The sequence below is a fragment of the Niastella sp. sgz303648 genome, from assembly GCF_059587045.1.
In genome coordinates, this window is sequence record NZ_JCAPSW010000017.1 from 18,341 (window position 1) to 38,774 (window position 20,434).

Annotated in this window: 12 protein-coding genes and 1 tRNA gene; 12 read left to right on the forward strand and 1 reads right to left on the reverse strand. The window is 44.8% G+C overall.

All coding sequences use genetic code 11. From position 1 onward, the window contains the following. Position 1 precedes the first annotated feature (1 nt). The 3 genes from AC59IL_RS32220 (at position 2) to nusG (ending at position 940) form a co-directional block, all read left to right on the forward strand. Positions 2-72: transfer RNA gene (locus AC59IL_RS32220), tRNA-Trp, on the forward strand. Between the two features lie 103 nt (positions 73-175). Next, positions 176-367 carry a preprotein translocase subunit SecE gene (secE, locus tag AC59IL_RS32225; protein ID WP_496556367.1) on the forward strand — a complete coding sequence of 64 codons (192 nt, stop codon included), beginning with the start codon at positions 176-178 and terminating at the stop codon, positions 365-367. Positions 368-370: 3 nt separating this feature from the next. Further along, positions 371-940, forward strand: a complete 570-nt coding sequence (nusG, locus tag AC59IL_RS32230) for a transcription termination/antitermination protein NusG (RefSeq protein WP_496556368.1) — start codon at positions 371-373, stop codon at positions 938-940. 242 nt (positions 941-1,182) lie between these two features. Here nusG and AC59IL_RS32235 read toward each other — a convergent pair whose 3' ends face one another. Beyond that, positions 1,183-1,698, reverse strand: coding sequence for a hypothetical protein (locus AC59IL_RS32235; RefSeq protein WP_496556369.1), 516 nt, complete (start codon positions 1,696-1,698; stop codon positions 1,183-1,185). Positions 1,699-2,582: 884 nt separating this feature from the next. Here AC59IL_RS32235 and rplK point away from each other — a divergent pair. The 9 genes from rplK to rpoC all read left to right on the forward strand — a co-directional run bounded on the left by rplK (position 2,583) and on the right by rpoC (position 20,318). Then, positions 2,583-3,026, forward strand: a complete 444-nt coding sequence (gene rplK / locus AC59IL_RS32240; protein WP_496556370.1) for a 50S ribosomal protein L11 — start codon at positions 2,583-2,585, stop codon at positions 3,024-3,026. A 45-nt stretch (positions 3,027-3,071) separates the two neighbouring features. After that, positions 3,072-3,767 carry a 50S ribosomal protein L1 gene (gene rplA / locus AC59IL_RS32245; RefSeq protein ID WP_496556371.1) on the forward strand — a complete coding sequence of 232 codons (696 nt, stop codon included), beginning with the start codon at positions 3,072-3,074 and terminating at the stop codon, positions 3,765-3,767. Between the two features lie 76 nt (positions 3,768-3,843). Next, a complete protein-coding gene (gene rplJ / locus AC59IL_RS32250) occupies positions 3,844-4,389 on the forward strand; it encodes a 50S ribosomal protein L10 (protein WP_496556372.1) in 546 nt (181 codons plus the stop codon). A 171-nt stretch (positions 4,390-4,560) separates the two neighbouring features. Continuing rightward, entirely contained in the window at positions 4,561-4,938 is a 378-nt protein-coding gene (gene rplL / locus AC59IL_RS32255; RefSeq protein WP_496556373.1) for a 50S ribosomal protein L7/L12, read from the forward strand. 182 nt (positions 4,939-5,120) lie between these two features. Continuing rightward, a complete protein-coding gene (locus AC59IL_RS32260; RefSeq protein ID WP_496556374.1) occupies positions 5,121-6,158 on the forward strand; it encodes a LacI family DNA-binding transcriptional regulator in 1,038 nt (345 codons plus the stop codon). A 783-nt stretch (positions 6,159-6,941) separates the two neighbouring features. After that, on the forward strand, positions 6,942-10,037 hold the full coding sequence (locus AC59IL_RS32265) for a SusC/RagA family TonB-linked outer membrane protein (RefSeq protein WP_496556375.1): 3,096 nt from the start codon (positions 6,942-6,944) through the stop codon (positions 10,035-10,037). A 23-nt stretch (positions 10,038-10,060) separates the two neighbouring features. Then, the gene (locus AC59IL_RS32270) at positions 10,061-11,617 is read left to right on the forward strand and encodes a RagB/SusD family nutrient uptake outer membrane protein (RefSeq protein WP_496556376.1); all 1,557 of its coding nucleotides are present in this window, start codon (positions 10,061-10,063) and stop codon (positions 11,615-11,617) included. A gap of 445 nt (positions 11,618-12,062) precedes the next feature. Beyond that, positions 12,063-15,866, forward strand: a complete 3,804-nt coding sequence (rpoB, locus tag AC59IL_RS32275; protein ID WP_496556377.1) for a DNA-directed RNA polymerase subunit beta — start codon at positions 12,063-12,065, stop codon at positions 15,864-15,866. 159 nt (positions 15,867-16,025) lie between these two features. Then, a complete protein-coding gene (gene rpoC, locus AC59IL_RS32280) occupies positions 16,026-20,318 on the forward strand; it encodes a DNA-directed RNA polymerase subunit beta' (RefSeq protein WP_496556378.1) in 4,293 nt (1,430 codons plus the stop codon). The last annotated feature ends 116 nt before the right edge of the window (positions 20,319-20,434 follow it).

A 20,434-nucleotide genomic window follows, 5' to 3' on the forward strand; every position in this document is an offset into this window, starting at 1 on the left:
TACGGGCATAGTTCAACGGTAGAATAGAGGTCTCCAAAACCTTCGATCTGGGTTCGAATCCTAGTGCCCGTGCTAAAATGTGCTAATTTGATAATTAGCTGATGTGCTAATAAACCCTTTGAATTCGGGGGCCGTTAGCACATTATCACATTAGATAATTAGCTAATCAGGAGTTATGAATAAAATATCAACATACCTCAGGGAGTCATACAGGGAACTGGTAGAAAAGGTAACCTGGCCAACCTGGCTGCAGTTACAACAATCAACCATCATTGTATTGGTAGCCACCTTGCTGATCACTGCAGTGGTTTGGGCTATGGACCTTGTTGCCCAGTCTGCCCTTCATTTCATTTATTCACTATTTTAGATAATGGAAAATCAAGCTACTCAACAACAGGAAACTAAATGGTATGTGCTACGGGTGGTGAGCGGTAAAGAACGCAAGGTTAAAGAATACCTTGATAAAGAGATCTCCCGTGGCGGATGGGGCGAGGTGGTTAAGCAAGTGTTTCTGCCTGTAGAAAAGGTTTATAAAGTGCAGAATGGGAAAAAAGTGATGCGTGAACGGAACTATTATCCGGGCTATGTAATGATTGAAGTGCTGGAAAATAAATTAAGCGACGATTTACGCGAAGCCATTAAAAACACTACTAATGTAATTCACTTCCTGGGTAAGGAAAACCCTATAGCCCTCAGGAAGGCCGAGGTAAACAAAATGCTCGGTAAAATGGATGAAATGGCCGAAACCGGCGGTGTTAGCATGAGTGAGCCGTTCATTGTAGGTGAAACCATTAAGATCATCGAAGGACCGTTTAATGACTTTAACGGTATCATTGAAGAGGTAAACGACGAAAAGAAAAAGCTGAAAGTTACAGTAAAAATATTCGGGCGTTCTACACCGGTAGAGCTGAACTATATGCAGGTCGAGAAATTGAGTTAACACTGTGCCGAACCCCAAAAAATACTATAAACATCTGCCCCCGGGCGGATGTTTTTTTTGCATATGCCACAAGCCCCGAAGACGGAAGTCTGATGTCTGAAGTCAAAGAAAAAGCAAATGAGCTAAAGCATTTGGGTTCTTCTGACTTCTGACCGCTGTCGACTTCAGACTTCCTTAAAACAAAAAACCTTTCCGCTTCGGGGAAAGGTTAATTTTTTTTGTAGCAGATCACCCGCAACTGTTTATATTTCGTTGTCATCATCCTCGTCACTCACGTCTTCGCCCATGTCGTCGTCGCCTTCAACAGGTTCTTCAATGGTATCAATGTCTGTATCGGTATCTGTGTCAGTGTCTGTATCAGTATCTGGTAAGTCCTCTGCCGGAATAGGAGCTATAATTGTTTCCTGTTCCTGAACGGGTTCTGCTACTGGTTTTGAAACGGCTCTTTTCTTTTTCGGAGCTTTTTTGGCTGCTTTCTTAACTGCCGGGGCAGGTGATTTTTTCGCTGCTTTGGCAGGCGATTTCTTAGCTGCTTTTTTCGCGGCTTTTTTCGGAGCTGCTTTTTTGGTAGCCTTTTTTGCTACTTTCTTGGCGGCTTTCTTCGGAGCTTTTTTGGCGGCTTTTTTCGCAGCTTTTTTCACTGCTTTTTTCACTGCTTTCTTAGCAGCTTTCTTTGCAGCTTTTTTGGCTGGTGATTTTTTCTTCGCTGCCTTTTTAGGTGCAGCTTTCTTTGCTGATTTTTTCTTTGCTTTGGCCATAGTGTTGATGTGTTTTTTTTTGTTCTTGGTTAATTGCTATTAAGAAGAAGCAATATAGCAATATTATTAAACGCAAAAGCTACGCATAAAAATTCAAAAAATAAAAAACTACTATCATTTTGCTAACAGCTATGATGCATAGTGGTGCATAATTGCATTGTTTAATGATGCTGTTATTGCAAAAAACCGGCCATCATTTATAGGTTTTAAGAGCATTATTTTATGTGATCATTCTCATATAACCATTGCCTGCTGTCAGGTGAATATGCTATACATGAAAATCGGCTGAAACATTTGCTGGTACCGGGTTCTGTTCAAAATGACCCGCTTCGGATATAGCCCCCGGACCCCTGTAAAAGGTGCCCTTTTTTGTACTGCTGCGGGTATTACAACCATATTGAATGATATTATTTAACAGGAATGATGTAGTAGCAACAATTAAACATAAAGCGTTTAACCGGCTAACTATAAAGTATACTGAACAGATAGATCAAATAGTTTGGGTTCCATACAAATTGAGTTGATTAGTTTGAACATTACTTTGAATGTTTCATGCTGCTTGTGTAACTCTATTACAACTGTTGTTATAACATAAAGTTGTTTCGGCCATACCGCCATCATATGCCGGCTGCCTGGTGTTTGTGCTTCAGGAATGGCCCCCTGGGGTGGTTTATTGGGTGGCTGAAACCGAACCGGGACGCGATTTTTATACTATTTTGCCCTTTTAATTGGTGTTTGTTTAATAAAAACCTTTTACTATCTTTGCGACCCCAAAAGAAAGTTCTTTAAAATCCGTCGCTGTTGGCGGATAGAGGAATTTGGGAGATTAAGTAATCGCGCCACAGGCGTTATGAAAGATCGCTTGAACCAATAAATCAGTAAACATGGCAAAAGAAATTACCGGCTTCGTAAAGCTACAGGTAAAAGGTGGTCAGGCCAATCCGGCTCCTCCTGTAGGTCCTGCACTGGGTTCCAAGGGTATCAACATCATGGAATTCTGCAAGCAATTCAACGCCCGCACGCAGGATAAAATGGGCAAAGTTCTCCCAGTATTAATCACAGTTTATTCCGACAAGTCGTTCGAGTTTGTAATTAAAACTCCCCCGGCATCAGTTCAGCTGCTTGAAGCTGCCAAATTGCAAAGCGGTTCAAAAGAACCTAACCGCAACAAGGTAGGAAAGGTTAACTGGACGCAGGTAGAGGCTATTGCGAAAGACAAAATGCCCGACCTGAACTGTTTTACCATTGAAAGCGCCATGCGCATGGTGGCTGGTACTGCCCGCAGCATGGGTCTTACTGTAGAAGGTAAAGCTCCCTGGGAAAATTAATTGTTCAATTCCCGGCATGGTCGGGATTATTAAAACTGAATGACAATGGGAAGAATTCCTAAAAAAAGAAAAGCAGCTGAAACAAAGCTCGATAAAAACAAAGTGTATTCACTGAAAGAGGCTTCCTCGATCGTGAAAAACGTTAATACAACAAAATTTGATGCGTCGGTTGATTTACATATCCGTTTGGGTGTAGATCCTAAGAAAGCCGATCAGGCCATTCGTGGTACAGTAACCCTGCCCCACGGTACCGGTAAAACCAAAAAAGTGCTGGTATTATGCACACCCGATAAAGAAGCCGATGCAAGATCAGCCGGTGCTGATTTTGTAGGTCTCGATGAGTTTGTTACAAAAATCGAAGGTGGCTGGGTTGATGTGGATGTTATTATTGCAACCCCCTCTGTAATGCCTAAAATTGGTAAGCTGGGTAAAATATTAGGTCCCCGTAACCTGATGCCCAACCCCAAAACAGGTACCGTTACCAATGATGTAGCAGCAGCCGTTAACGAGGTAAAAGGCGGTAAAATCGCGTTCAAGGTAGATAAAGCCGGTATCATCCACGCTTCTATCGGTCGCGTAAGCTTCACCCCTGAAAAAATTGCCGAGAACAGCCACCAGCTGATCGACGCCATTATCAAGGCTAAGCCCTCCTCAGCAAAAGGCACTTACCTGAAAAGCATATTCATGGCCAGCTCCATGAGTCCTGCTATTGCTGTAGACACAAAATCTTTAATGAACTAAACTTTAATAACGCAACAATATAGCCCGGCTTCAATGGGGAAGAGGTTATAAGCGAAACAAATAAAAAATCAGCGTTATGACAAAACAGGAAAAAAATGAAGTAATTGAAGTATTGAAGGAGAAATTTTCTCAATACAACAATTTCTATGTTACCAATACAGAGTCGTTAACGGTTGAGCAGGTTGTCAAACTGCGCCGGGTATGCTTTAACAAGCAGGTTGAAATGAAAGTGGCCAAAAATACCCTCATTCGTAAAGCGCTCGAAGCCCTCGACGAAAAAAGGTATGCCGGCATGTTCGATTCACTGAACGGCGTAACCGCTTTAATGTTCAGCGAAAATGCGAAAGAGCCCGCATTGATCCTCACTGAGTTTCGCACTGCCCTTACTAAAGGCAAAAAAGACGCCAAGGAGAAACCCGTGTTGAAAGCAGCTTTCATCGATGGCGATGTATTTATGGGCGACGATCAATTGAAGACATTGACTTCTCTGAAAAGCAAAAACGATCTTATCGGGGAAATCATCGGTCTGTTGCAATCTCCTGCCAAGAATGTTATCAGCGGCCTGAACGCCGGCAACAAACTGGCTGGTTTGATCAAAGCACTGGAAGACAGAGCGCAATAATTTCTGATTTTTTGATTTTGAGATTTTGGGATTTAAATCCAAAAATCTCGAAATCCCGAAATCTCAAAATATTAACCTGAGCCTGAAGGTTAAGAACACAAATTTTTTTAAACATCCGCCGGAGCTCCGATCAGGCTATCGGAACAATGAAGGCGGGAAAAATTTACAACAATGGCAGATTTAAAAGCATTCGCAGAACAGTTAGTAAGCTTAACTGTAAAAGAAGTTAACGAGTTAGCAAAAATCCTGAAAGAAGAATACGGCATCGAGCCTGCAGCTGCTGCTGTAGCTGTTGCTGCTGGTCCTGCTGGCGCTGCTGCTCCTGCTGCTGAAGAAAAAACTGCGTTCGACGTTATCCTGAAAAATGGTGGCCCTAACAAACTGAACGTAGTGAAAGTGGTTAAAGAATTAACCGGTTTAGGTTTGAAAGAAGCTAAAGATTTAGTTGATGGCGCTCCGAAACCAGTTAAAGAAGGTATCAGCAAAGCTGATGCTGATGCTCTGGTTGCTAAGCTGAAAGAAGCTGGCGCTGAAGTAGAAGTAAAGTAAGAAGCTACAAACTGGCTATAATGACCCCGCCCATGGCGGGGTTTTTTTATGGAAATACCCTTGCTTTCAGGAGGATATAAAAGCAGAAGCCGCCGCCAATCGGAATTTATAGTGCGAAATCAATGGTAATAAGGTTTAATTTCATAGTTTAGTAGTCATCTTTATATAATATATTATCTAATATGAAACGGGTCTCCCTCAAAGATATCGCACGCATCGCCGGTGTGTCGCCCTCAACCGTATCATTTGTGCTGAATGGCAAAGCGAAGCAAATGCGAATTAGCGAAGCACTTGCCGGAAAAATAATGGAGGTTGCAAAAAAAGAAGGTTATCATCCTAACCCGGTAGCAGTTAGCTTGCGAACCGGTAAATCACAGATACTCGGACTGATCGTTGAAACTATTTCAGGTAACTTTTTTGCTTCACTTGCCAGGATCATTGAAGATGAAGCCGCCCGCTTTGGCTATAAAATAGTTTATACCAGTACCGAAAATAATCACCAGAAAGGAAAAGAATTAATCGGCATGCTGTCGCAGCGCCAGGTCGACGGATATATCATTACCCCCACACCCGGCATGGAACCGGAAATCAGGGAATTGATTGCCGACAATAAAGCGGTGGTTTTAATGGACAGTTATTTCCCCGGTATCGATGTACCACATGTACTGGTAAATAACTATGAAGGGGTGATGAAGGGCATGGAACATATGATCGAAAAAGGATATCGCCGCATAGGGTTTGTTACCGTTGATCTTGAACTGGTGCAAATGGAAGAACGGTTAAGAGCCTACCACGACAGCATGAAAAACCACCATCTTGCCGATGACAACCTGGTGCTTACGCTGCCTTATGATGGCGCCAAAGAGAGCGGCATTCAGCAAATCACCGACTTTATAAAAAATACCTCCGACCTTGAGGCTGTATTTTTTGCAACCAATTACCTCGGATTGCTCGGGCTCGAAAGCATACACCGTTTGGGTTTTAAACTGCCCGACGACCTTGCTATGATTTGCTTCGATGACCACGATGTATTTCGGCTGTATCCGCCCGGTATTACCTGCATTCGCCAGCCGGCCGAAGAAATTGCAAAAACAGCCCTTGAGCTGCTCATGAATCAGCTGGGCAAAGGCAACAATACAGCAGGTCAAACCAAAATTGAAGTATCACCGGCATTGATCGTACGCGGAACTACCGAGTACGTTCAGAAGGTTAATAAATAAGCAGCCTACCGGTATATGTTGCGTTGATTAACCCGGCATCGGTAAGCAATTACAGAAACAGACAATTCTTCTTTTTTTATTGAATAAAATGCTCAGGTATGCAGGCTTTCAGGCCCGTACCTTACGCCATGCACTGTTGAATTCCGCTATTTGATGAGTTTTCAAGGCAATTTAACTGTAAGTTCATTCGAAATATTTTGCAAAATCGTTTTAGAATTTGTACTTTAGTCCTACAATTCAACAGATTATTATTTAGAAAAGACTTCTTCAAATTATAGCCATATGTATTGTAGGAATGACTCTTCGCGGCAGGTGGTCCCGTAAACCTGTTTCGCCGTCCTTGTTTTACTGTTCTGGTATTTGGTAGCTGATAGCATTATTAATCCGTTCCGTATTTTATAAATATCCGGCAGGATATTTTAATCCGGTTACTAAAGGCATAGCCATGAAATCCGGCCCCTGAATGCGGTGCAGTTAGTGAATGCAGGATCAGGCCATGAGTTTTGCATTATAATGTACCTGCAATTATACATCCCCACCCGGACCCAGGTATAAATGGAGTATAGTATATAACTCCATGGCACATGCGATGCCATGTGCCTGTTATTTTATTGCCTAACATTTTTTGGTAGCAGAATGAATGTCTGTTTCAGGAGTAGAGACAATATAAATTCAACTGTTCTTTTTGCTAAAACGTTGTAGTATTTATTTTAAAACCAAAACTTGCATATGAAAAAGCAGTTTTATCCAGTCGGAAGGTTAGTTCTTCTATGTTTTCTCGCAATGTTCATTTCAGTTTGCGCTATTTCACAAAACCGCATTATTAACGGGAAAGTCACCGACCCCAAAGACGGGACGTTGTTACCCGGTGTGTCGGTTACCGTTAAAGGTCAGCGTACCGGCGTAACAACCGACATGAATGGAAATTACAGTATCAGTGTTCCCCCGGGCGCAACGCTTGTTTTTAGCCACACGGGTTATGAAGGCCAGCAAATTAAGGTAGGGGAGGAAGCTACGCTTAATGTTCAGCTGCAGTTAAATAATTCTGCCCTCGGCGAAGTGGTTGTGATCGGTTATGGTACCGTTCGAAAAAAAGACCTGACCGGGTCGGTAGGCTCGGTTAAAGCCACGCAGCTGCAGGAACGGCCCTCTGCTTCGGTGAATGAAGCTTTATCGGGTCGCATAGCCGGTGTTCAGGTAAGCACCAACTCGGGCCGGCCGGGTGGTCAAACCCGTATTCGTGTGCGCGGTTTCAGTTCCATCAACTCATCAAGCAATCCATTGTATGTGGTAGATGGCGTGTACATTCCCATCGGCAACCAAACGCTCAACAGTAATTCTATCGACTACATCAACCCGAACGATATAGCCTCGGTAGAAGTGCTGAAAGACGCATCGGGAACTGCCATCTATGGTGCCCGTGGCGCCAATGGCGTTGTGCTCATTACCACTAAACGGGGTACAAACGGACCTGCCAAAGTAACGTACGATGGTAATTACAGCGTACCCACTATCGGTCCCAAAAGAGTGCACATGCTGAATGCACAACAATACCTCGATCTTGAAAATCTGGCTTACGATAATATAAAAGTATACGATCCGGCAGGATGGGCTGCCGGTAATTATTCATCAGTAGCAGATCCCCGGGTAAAAAGAAAAAGTTTGCCCAACCTGTTCGATGCCAATGGTAACCCTTTGTATAATACCGATTGGCTGAAAGAATCGTTACAACACAAGCTTTCGCAAAACCATCAGATTGGTGTAACCGGTGGAAGCAACAACAATTTATATGGCCTGTTCCTGGGCTACCGCGATGATAATGGCTTACTGCTTAATTCTTACCTGAAACGTTATTCGGCCCGCTTTGTTCTTGACTTAAAACCCAAAGACTGGTTGAGGATCGGCGGTAGTGTAAGTTATAATAACCAGGAAGAAAATCTGGTTGATCAGGGAACCGGCGGACTGAACTCGGTGCGTATGATCACAGAAGCATTCCCTTTTATGCCGGTTAAGTTTGCCGATGGATCGTGGGGAGATAACTACCTGTATCCCGGTGCCGAAGGCGGTTCAAACCCCGTACACATTTTGACCGACAGAAAATACATTGTGAACGTTCAGAATATGCTGGGTCATTCATATATAAATCTTTTACTCGGAAATGGTTTCGATATCAAAAGCCAGGTAGGTGTAAGCGTTGTGCAACGGCAGGAAAACCAGTTCAGCGGCCGGTCGCTTCATAATATATCGATGGACCAGAACGGTATCGCCAGCATTTTTGATAACAGGGAAATATACTGGTCGAGCGAAACTTTCCTGAACTACAACAAAAATTTTGGGGAGGCTCATTCGCTGAATGGTTTGGTGGGGCTTTCGTGGCAGGGGACCAATTATCAATCGGTAAACGCCAGCGCCCAGAATTTTTCGACCGACTTTTTCCAGTACTATAACCTGGGAGCAGGTAGTGTTCAAAATGCATCGAGCTCGGGTAAAAGCGGCTTTGCTTTCAACTCTTACTTTGGCCGGTTGAACTATGGATACAAAGAAAAGTACCTCGTAACTTTTACCGGTCGTGTTGATGGCAGCTCAAAATTCGGCGATAACCATAAGTTCGCTTTTTTCCCTTCGGCAGCAGTAGCCTGGAAAGTATCGAGCGAAGATTTTCTCAAAAACGACAAAATCATTTCTCATCTTAAACTGCGCGTGAGCACTGGTTTAACCGGTAACTCAGAAATTGATCCTTATTCATCAGATCCTTTGCTGGGATCTTACACCGCTATCTTCAACAATTCGCGTTTCAGCGGCGTGGGATCGAACCGGTTAGGCAACCCCGATCTGAAATGGGAAAAAACGGCCCAAACCGATGCCGGGGTTGAATTAGGCCTGCTCAACAACCGGATCAGCTTTGAAGCGGATTATTATTATCGCAAAACAACCGACATGCTGCTGGCGTCGCCATTGCCAAGATCAACCGGCTATCTTTCTATCATGAAAAACGTGGGCAGCATGGAGAATAAAGGGCTTGAGCTTACTTTAAATACAGTTAATATCAATACCAAAGACTTTACATGGAATACCACTTTTAATATTTCTCTGAACAAAAATAAAGTGCTTTCGCTTGCAACGCCGGCACCTATCTTCTCAGGTAATCCCAACTTTTTATCAAACACAGGAATCATTCAGGTAGGACAGCCAGTTGGTTCGTTCTGGGGGCTTGTACGCCTGGGTGTTTGGACAGAAGCAGAAAGAGCAGAGGCTGCGAAGTATACCAGCTACCGTGGCGGTAAACCCATTTTGCCAGGCGACTTAAAATACCTCGATGTAAACGGTGATTATGCTATCAATGATCTCGACAGGGTGATCATTGGTAATGGCAATCCTAAAGGCTGGGGCTCTTTCATCAATAGTTTCAAATATAAAAACTTCGATTTGCTTATTGAGATCGGTTATATGTACGGAAACGACGTGTTGAACCAAAGCCATCACTCCGGTGAAGACAGAACCGGTATTGCCAACAGCTTCAGCTCGGTGCTCGATTATTATCAACCCAGCAAGAATAATAACAATACCATGATCGCAGCCATTCGCGATACACGGGCAGGTTATGTAACCAATGTTGATACCCGCTGGGTAGAAGACGGTTCATTTATTCGCGGAAAGAATTTATTGCTGGGCTATAATTTACCCGCCGGTACTGTAAGCAGGTTAAAAGTGAACCGGATAAGAGTAACGGCTTCTGTTCAGAACTTTTTCCTTAAAACAAAGTACTCGGGCAATGATCCCGAAGTAACCACTTACAGCAATGCCTTTGCACAGGGACAAACATTCTTTGATTATCCCAAGCCAACAACTTACATGCTGGGAATAAGTGTGGGATTATAAAAATTAACATTAAATAAGCTCATATGAAAATTTGTAAAATAAATTCTCTATATATTCTACTGTTATGTGCTTTCGTGTTTACAGCCGGTGGTTGTAAAAAATGGCTGGTAGATGAGGATAATGATCCATCGAACCTTTCGCCCGACAATTATTATACATTGCCCGGGCATGCCGATGCGGCCATCGCTGCTGCCTACGACAGAACACGTTTCATTGGCAATGGCGCCGGCATATTTGCCAACAATTTCTCTATGCTCGAAATGCCAACCGGTACGGCCAAAACCGAAACCGGACAAAATACCGATCTGAACAACCTGCTCGGTCTTAGCTACAATGGTGACAATGTATTTGTGCTTAACTGGTGGACGGGTTTGTACAGCGTGATTGCCCAAACCAACCTGGTATTGGATAAGGTGCCTGGTATAAAAATGGATGATGCCTGGAAAAAGCGGGTATTGGGTGAAGCGCAGTTTTTACGTGCCTGGTCGTATTTTTATCTGGTACGCCTGTTTGGCGATGTGCCTTTGCTTACTACATCAGTTTTGACAGCAACCGATTCAAAGATATTTGCCGGCCGAACAACCAAAGACTCAATTTACATGCAGGTGGTAACCGATCTGAAGGCGGCTGAAGCTTCGGGCCTGGCCTGGACAGATGCCGGAGGACGTGCTTCGCTGGGCGCTGTGAAATCGCTGCTGGCAGAAGTATATTTAACAATGGCCGGATATCCGCTTAATAAGGGAACCGCCTATTACCAGCTTGCTGCCGATAAGGCCCGGGAAGTAATTGCCAGCGGTAGTTTCAGTCTTTTTCCCAATTACATGTACCTGCACGATGAGGCCAACGAAAATAAAGGAGAACAGATTTTTGAAATACAATACCTCGCCGGTGTGGCCAATAATGACAACCAGGCTATATTGTTGCCAAACTTCAAGGATATTTCGGCATACGGTACCGAAATCGGCTCTACCGTGCCTACCACTCAGTTTTATAATTCATTTGAACCGGGTGATTTAAGAACGGTTGACAGACACGGTTTTTTTTATACTTCGTATTGGTCGGGTGGCAATGGCACTTTGCAAAACCTGGGGGCTCCATATATATTTAAACATTTCGACTCACTGGCCAACGGCAAAGAAGGTTTGGCAGGTACAGCTAACAGTGGATTGAACTGGATGAACATGCGGTATGCACAGGTATTGCTTACTTATGCCGAGGCGCAGAACGAAGTAGCAACCAGCCCTACACAGAGTGCGCTGGATGCATTAAAAAGTATACGCGACAGGGCAGGGCTTACAACCGGTGCGCTGGGCAGCTTTACTCAAACTTCTTTCAGGGAAGCTGTGTGGAAAGAGCGCTGGCACGAGCTGTGTTACGAAGGCGTAACCTGGTTCGATATGATCCGGTTGAAAAAAGCCTATAACGAATCCACCAACAGCTTTGAGAATTTTGTTGGTCATGTGTTGCCCGAAAGCAAAGCGGTACTGGCCGAAAAGCATTTGCTTTTTCCGTTACCTACGCTTGAAATGCAAAACAATCCGAACCTGAGACCACAAAATTCGGGATACCCTGGTATTTAATGAGGTAACAGGTATATGTGAATAAGTATAATTGAGTAAAACATATTTTTCAGCCGCAAAGTAATCATGCTTTGCGGCTTTATTTTTATCTTTACACCCTGTTCAGGTATCCGGGTTTTACCCCACCTGAAGTCCCTTTCCTCAACCTGCCAGGCCCTTATCTCAACCCGATTGGCAGGGATCTTTTCCGGTCCGATTTTTGGGCAATTAATTCTTGGTAATTAAGGTATATTTCTTACCTTTGCCCTCCATTTTTCACAAATGCTAATTAGCAGAGGTATAGTTGATACATGGCCATATTCACATAACTGCCTCTTTTTCAATTCTTTGGGAGTTTAGCCTTTACAGTTCAAATGAACAGGAAAGGGATGAAATTCTCAAGGGATAATTTTTTTGTCTATAGATGATTTGACGTCGAACATTAAAAAAACCGGTTTTAAGCAATATGTCTTCAACAAAATTGTCAAACAGGGTCAACTTCGGTAAGATCAAAAATTTAGCTGAAGCTCCTGACTTACTCGAAGTACAAATTCAATCTTTTAAAGAATTTTTCCAGTTAGAAACCACCCCCGATAAACGTAACATCGAAGGGTTGTTCAAGGTATTCAAGGAAAATTTTCCTATCACGGATACCAGGAACATATTCGTACTGGAATTTCTTGATTATTTTATTGACCCGCCCCGTTACACCATTGAAGAGTGTATGGAGCGCGGATTAACATATGCCGTTCCTCTGAAGGCGAAACTGAGGTTGAGTTGTAATGATGAGGAGCACGTTGACTTCCAGACCATCGTGCAGGATGTGTTTTTAGGGAACATTCCTTATATGACTCCCCGTGGTACTTTCGTGATCAACGGTGCCGAACGTGTTGTGGTATCGCAGTTACACCGGTCACCTGGTGTATTCTTCGGCCAGAGCATTCACCCCAACGGTACAAAAATCTATTCAGCCCGCGTAATTCCTTTCAAAGGCGCCTGGATGGAGTTTGCTACCGATATCAATAACGTGATGTATGCCTACATCGACCGTAAGAAGAAATTCCCGGTAACTACGTTATTGCGTTCGATCGGCTACGAAACAGATAAAGACATTCTGGAACTGTTCGGAATGGCCGATGAAGTAAAAGGCGATAAAAAATCACTGCAAAAATATCTTGGCAAACGCCTCGCAGCCCGTGTATTAAGAACATGGGTTGAAGACTTTGTTGACGAGGATACCGGTGAGGTGGTTTCTATCGAAAGAAACGAGGTTGTGCTTGAGCGCGACACCGTTCTTGACGAAGAAGCTGTTGATATGATCGCCGACATGGATGCGAAGAGCGTGTTTGTGCAGAAAGAAGATGTGGGTGGTGACTATGCAATTATATATAACACGCTTAATAAAGATACCTCGAACAGTGAGCTGGAAGCCGTTCAGCACATCTACCGCCAGTTGCGCGGTGCCGATGCGCCGGATGATGAAACAGCCCGTGGTATCATCGACAAGCTGTTCTTCAGCGATAAACGTTATGATCTGGGCGAAGTTGGCCGTTATAAGATCAACCGCAAGCTGAACCTGAATCAGCCGCTCGATCAAAAAACATTGACCAAGGAAGATATTATCGAGATCATCAAATACCTGGTTCGTTTAACCAATGGTAAAGCTGAAATTGATGATATCGATCACCTGAGCAACCGTCGTGTACGTACCGTGGGTGAGCAGTTGTACGCTCAGTTCGGCGTTGGTTTGGCCCGTATGGCCCGTACCATTCGCGAAAGAATGAACGTGCGCGATAATGAAGTATTTACGCCGGTTGACCTGATCAATGCACGTACGCTGTCGTCTGTGATCAACTCGTTCTTCGGAACCTCACAGTTGTCGCAGTTCCTCGATCAAACCAACCCGCTGAGTGAAATCACGCATAAACGTCGTATCTCGGCCCTCGGACCCGGTGGTTTAAGCCGCGAAAGAGCAGGTTTCGAGGTGCGTGACGTACACTACAGCCACTACGGCCGTTTGTGTACTATCGAAACGCCTGAAGGTCCGAACATCGGTTTGATCTCTACCTTGTGCGTACACGCCAAGATCAACGAAATGGGCTTTATCGAAACGCCTTATCATAAAGTAGATAACGGAAAGGTTGACCTGAAAAAGCTCACCTTCCTGAGTGCCGAAGAAGAAGACAACGCCAAGATCGCCCAGGCAAGTTCGCCGCTCGATGAAAAAGGACACTTTGTGGAAGAGAAAATCACTTCGCGCCAAACCGGCGACTTCCCGATCCTCGATCAGGGCGAAGTGGAATTCATGGACGTAGCGCCGAACCAGATCGTTGGTTTGAGTGCTTCGCTGATTCCGTTCCTTGAGCACGACGATGCCAACCGTGCGCTGATGGGATCGAACATGCAACGTCAGGCCGTTCCGCTGATCCGCCCTGAAAACCCCATCGTGGGTACAGGTTTGGAAGCCAAAGCTGCCCGCGACGCCCGTGTGCAGATCCTTTCAGAAGGTGAAGGTGTTGTTGAGTATGTTGACGGTAGCGAAATACACGTTCGTTACGATCGTACTGAAGCTGACCGTTTGGTGAGCTTCGAAGACGATCTTAAGATTTACAGACTGACCAAGTTTATAAAAACCAACCAGGAAACCTGTATCAACCATAAACCTGCGGTTAGAAAAGGACAACGCCTGAAAAAAGGCGATTTCCTTACCGAAGGATATGCAGTTCAGGCTGGTGAACTGGCCCTGGGCCGTAACCTGAAAGTGGCCTTCATGCCATGGAAAGGGTACAACTTCGAGGATGCCATTGTAATCAGTGAAAGAGTGGCTAAGGAAGACCTGTTCACTTCTATTCACATATCTGAATATGAACTGGAAGTTCGCGATACCAAACTGGGTGAAGAAGAGCTGACCCCCGATATTCCAAACGTATCGGAAGAAGCTACCAAAGACCTCGATGAAAATGGTATCATCCGCCTGGGCGCCGCTATTAAAGAAGGCGACATCCTGATCGGTAAAATCACCCCTAAAGGTGAAAGCGATCCTACTCCTGAAGAAAAACTGTTACGCGCCATCTTCGGTGATAAAGCCGGTGATGCCAAGGATGCTTCGCTGAAAGCTCCGAACGGTGTAGAAGGAGTGGTGATCGGTAAAAAACTGTTCCAGCGCGCCAAGAAAGATAAGAACGCAAAAATTCGTGAAAAAGCAGCTCTGGAAAAACTGGAGAAAGTTCACGAAAAGAATGTTGAAGAGCTGAAAGAAGAGTTGTTGAATAAACTGCAGACTTTATTAAAAGATAAAGCCTCTGCCGGTGTAAACAACAACTTCGGTGAAGTTCAGATTGGTAAAGGTGCCAGGTTCAATGTAAAGAACCTGAGCTCGATCGATTACCAGAACGTGAATCCGCTGGGCTGGACAGGTGATGCTTCTATCGATGATTCCATCAACACCCTGTTGCACAACTACAACATCAAGTACAACGAAGAGCTGGGTAGATATAAAAGAGAGAAGTTCAACATTTCGATTGGTGACGAGTTACCAGCCGGTGTGTTGAAGCTGGCTAAAGTATACCTCGCCGTTAAGCGTAAGCTGAAAGTGGGTGATAAAATGGCCGGTCGCCACGGTAACAAAGGTATTGTGGCCAAGATCGTTCGTGCTGAAGATATGCCGTTCCTCGAAGACGGAACACCGGTTGATATAGTTCTGAACCCGCTGGGGGTACCTTCGCGTATGAACCTGGGTCAGATTTATGAAACTGTACTTGGCTGGGCTGGTTTGCAAATGGGAGTGAAGTTCGCTACGCCTATCTTCGACGGAGCTACTACTGATGAAATAGCTCAATACATTAATAACGCAGGTTTACCAAGCTTTGGTCATACTTTCCTGTACGACGGTGAAACCGGCGACCGCTTCCACCAGAAAGCAACCGTGGGCGTAATTTATATGATTAAACTGCACCACATGGTTGATGATAAAATGCACGCACGTTCTATCGGGCCCTACAGTCTTATTACACAGCAGCCGCTGGGTGGTAAAGCGCAGTTCGGTGGTCAGCGTTTTGGTGAAATGGAAGTTTGGGCGCTCGAAGCATACGGTGCATCGAACATTCTGCAGGAATTGCTCACCCTTAAATCGGATGATATTATCGGCCGTGCAAAAACCTATGAGGCAATTGTAAAAGGTGATAATATTCCAAGAGCCGGTATTCCTGAATCGTTCAACGTATTGGTGCATGAGTTGAGAGGATTAGGACTTGACCTGAAATTTGAATAGGCCCCCTCCCGACCTCCTCCGGTGGGGGAGGAGAAACACAGGAGGCGACTAGAAGAGTAGAGTAGGAGAGCCGAACGTTGAAGTGTGCGACGCAACAGTAGTTGAAATGAGTTGGTGTCGCTGGTATCAGAAATTTTAAACGAATAAGAAAATTAAGATATGGCTATCAAAAAAGATAATCGTCCCAGAGCCACATTTTCTAAAATTACTATCGGGTTGGCTTCGCCTGATTCCATTTTGGAACGCAGCTATGGTGAAGTATTAAAGCCCGAAACAATAAACTATCGTACGTACAAGCCTGAGCGTGATGGTTTATTCTGCGAACGTATTTTCGGTCCGGTAAAAGATTATGAGTGCGCGTGCGGAAAGTATAAGCGTATCCGTTATAAAGGCATCGTGTGCGACCGCTGCGGTGTTGAAGTAACTGAAAAGAAAGTACGTCGCGAACGCATGGGCCACATTAAACTGGTGGTGCCTGTAGTTCATATCTGGTATTTCAAAAGCTTACCTAATAAAATCGGTTACCTGCTGGGCGTTAGCTCCAAAAAGCTCGAAAGTATTGTGTACTACGAGCGTTTTGTGGTAATACAGGCTGGTATTCGTGAAGATCGCGGTTTAAAAACAGCCGATCTTTTAACTGAAGAAGAATACCTCGAAATACTGGAAAACCTGCCTAAGGAAAACCAGTATCTGCCTGATGATGACCCGCAGAAATTCATTGCCAAAATGGGTGCCGAAGCGGTGCACGATTTGCTGCAAAGAATTGAGCTGGATACTTTATCATTCGATTTGCGTAATTCAGCTGCTACCGAAACCTCACAGCAACGTAAAGCCGATGCTTTGAAGCGTTTGAGTGTGGTAGAAGCTTTCCGCGAAGCCAACAGCCGCATCACCAACCGCCCCGAGTGGATGGTAATGCAGTACATTCCGGTTATTCCGCCGGAGTTACGTCCGCTGGTGCCTTTGGATGGTGGTCGTTTTGCATCTTCTGACCTGAACGACCTGTATCGCAGGGTGATCATTCGTAACAACCGTTTGAAAAGATTATTAGAGATCAAAGCCCCTGAGGTGATCTTACGTAACGAAAAACGTATGCTTCAGGAAGCTGTTGACTCACTGTTCGATAACTCGCGTAAATCAAACGCAGTAAAAGCCGAAGGTGGTCGCGCACTGAAATCACTGTCGGATGTACTGAAAGGTAAACAAGGCCGTTTCCGTCAGAACCTGTTGGGTAAACGTGTTGACTACTCAGGTCGTTCTGTAATTGTGGTAGGTCCTGAACTGAAACTGCATGAGTGCGGTTTACCGAAAGATATGGCGGCTGAATTGTTCAAACCGTTTATCATTCGCAAACTCATTGAAAGAGGTATTGTGAAAACGGTGAAATCGGCCCGCAAACTGGTCGACAGAAAAGAAGCCGTGGTTTGGGATATCCTCGAAAATATTCTGAAAGGGCACCCGGTTATGCTTAACCGCGCCCCGACGCTCCACCGTTTGTCGATCCAGGCCTTCCAGCCTAAATTAATTGAAGGTAAAGCGATACAACTGCACCCGCTCGTATGTTCTGCGTTCAACGCCGACTTCGACGGTGACCAGATGGCGGTTCACGTTCCGTTGAGCAATGCCGCTGTACTGGAAGCCCAGTTGCTGATGCTTTCTTCGCATAACATTCTGAACCCGCAGAACGGTGCGCCGATGACCCTGCCTTCGCAGGACATGGTACTCGGGTTATATTATATTACCAAGGGTAAAAAATCTACTGAAGCAGAAAAAATTCGTGGTGAAGGCAAGGCTTTCTACAGCACTGAAGAAGTGATCATTGCCTATAACGAAGCACGTGTTGACCTGCATGCATTCATTAAAGTAAAAGTGGATGTACGTGTTGCAGAAGGTAAGATTGCAAGAAAACTGATTGAAACAACCGTAGGACGCGTTATTTTCAATGAATTCGTTCCTAAGGAAGTAGGTTATATCAACGCACTGCTCACCAAGAAGAGCCTTCGTGAAATCATCGGTGATATTATTACCATCACCAATGTACCTAAAACAGCCAAGTTCCTTGATGATATCAAACAGCTTGGTTTCCGTATGGCCTTCAGAGGTGGATTGTCGTTCAACATCAACGACCTTATTATCCCGTCTATCAAAGAAGATGTGCTTGATCAGGCAAAAGGTGAAGTAGATGAAGTATGGGATAACTATAACATGGGTCTTATCACCAACAACGAACGTTATAACCAGATCGTAGACATCTGGTCGAGGGTGGATACCCGCATCACTGAAACGCTGATCCGTGAGTTGAGCAGCGATAAACAAGGTTTCAACTCGGTGTACATGATGCTTGACTCAGGTGCCCGTGGTTCGAAACAACAGATCAAACAGTTGTGCGGTATCAGAGGTTTGATGGCAAAGCCGAGAAAATCAGGTTCAAGCGGAAGTGAGATCATCGAAAATCCGATCCTCTCAAACTTCAAAGGCGGATTGAACGTATTGGATTACTTCATTTCTACGCACGGTGCCCGTAAAGGTTTGGCCGATACGGCCCTTAAAACAGCGGATGCCGGTTACCTGACCCGTCGTTTGGTCGACGTTGCACAGGATGTAGTAATTACCGAAGAAGATTGCGGTACGCTGCGTGGTATTGCCATCAGCGCATTAAAAGACAACGAAGAAATTGTAGAGCCGCTGTATGATCGTATCATCGGTCGTACGTCGCTGCACAATGTTTATAATCCTCAAACCGATGAGCTGATTGTTGAAGCCGGTAAGGAAATTGATGAAGAAATCGGAAAACAAATTGAGGAAGCAGCTATTGAAGCCGTTGAAATTCGTTCGGTACTTACCTGCGAAAGCAAACGCGGTGTGTGCGTGAAATGTTATGGTAAAAACCTGGCTACCGGTAACCGGGCGCAGAAAGGTGATGCAGTAGGTATCATCGCCGCCCAGTCGATCGGTGAGCCTGGTACACAGTTAACCCTGCGTACCTTCCACGTGGGTGGTGTTGCCGGATCTGCTTCGGTTGAATCTTCGATCGTTGCCAAATTCGATGGTACCATTCAGTTCGATGGTTTGCGTACTGTTGCATCGGTTAATAATGAAGGTGATCCGGTTCAGGTAGTTATCGGCCGTACCGGTGAAATCCGTAACATGGATCTCAAGAACGACCGCTTGCTGAATGTGGTGAACGTTCCTTATGGTTCTACGCTGTTTGTTAAAGATGGTCAGTCGGTGAAAAAAGGTGATACCATTTGTACCTGGGACCCCTTCAACAACGTAATCGTGGCCGAAATTGTAGGTCAGGTGAAATTTGATAACGTTATCGAAGGCATTACTTATCGCGAAGAGGCCGATGAACAAACCGGTCACCGCGAAAAAGTGGTTATCGAAACAAAAGATAAAACCAAAATACCTACCCTTATTGTAGAGGGTAAGGATGTAAAACAATACAACCTGCCTGTAGGCTCGCACATTGTGGTTGATGAAGCCGAAGATGTAAAAGCCGGTCAGGTGTTGGTGAAAATACCTCGTACGTTGCGTATGCAGCGCGACATCACCGGGGGTCTGCCTCGTGTAACCGAGTTGTTCGAAGCACGTAACCCGGGTAACCCTGCCATCGTTTGCGAAATCGACGGTGTGGTTGCTTTCGGTGCCATCAAACGTGGTAACCGCGAGATCATCGTTGAAGCGAAAGATGGTGTTATTAAAAAATACCTGGTGCCGTTAACACGCCAGATCCTGGTACAGGACGGTGACTTTAACAAAGCCGGTGCACCGTTGTCTGACGGTCAGGTTTCTCCGAGCGATATCCTCGCCATCAAAGGTCCGTTTGCAGTACAGGAATATGTGGTGAATGAAATTCAGGAAGTTTATCGCTTACAGGGTGTGAAGATCAACGATAAACACATTGAGGTGATCGTTCGCCAGATGATGAAAAAAGTTGAGATTGTTGATCCGGGCGATACACGCTTCCTTGAAGAAGATCTGGTTGACCGTTTTGATTTCAATGATGAGAACGACTGGATATTTGATAAGAAAGTAATTGCTGATCCCGGAGAAAGTGCACGCCTGAGAGCCGGTCAGATCGTGAGCCTGCGTGAAATTCGTGAAGAAAATTCACTGCTGCGCCGCTCCGATAAAAAACTGGTTGACTACCGCGATGCCAATCCGGCCACATCTCATCCTGTATTACTCGGTATTACCAAGGCTTCGCTGGGTACGCAAAGCTGGATCTCAGCTGCATCGTTCCAGGAAACAACCAAAGTATTGTCATCGGCTGCCATTCAGGGTAAAACCGACGATATGCTTGGTTTGAAAGAGAATGTGATCACAGGTCATCCGATACCGGCAGGTACTGGTTTGCGTGACTTTGAGAACATGATCGTTGGTAGCAAGGAAGAATATGAATTGCTGCAAACAACCCGCGAAGCGATGAGCTTTGACGACGACGAGTAAGCAACATTAATTTGTTCGAAACAAAAAATATAAAGTAGGAAGGCAACTTCCTACTTTTTTATTAAGACGATTCTCTGTTAAAACTTTTAACAATTCTATTTTAGACTTGTATTCTA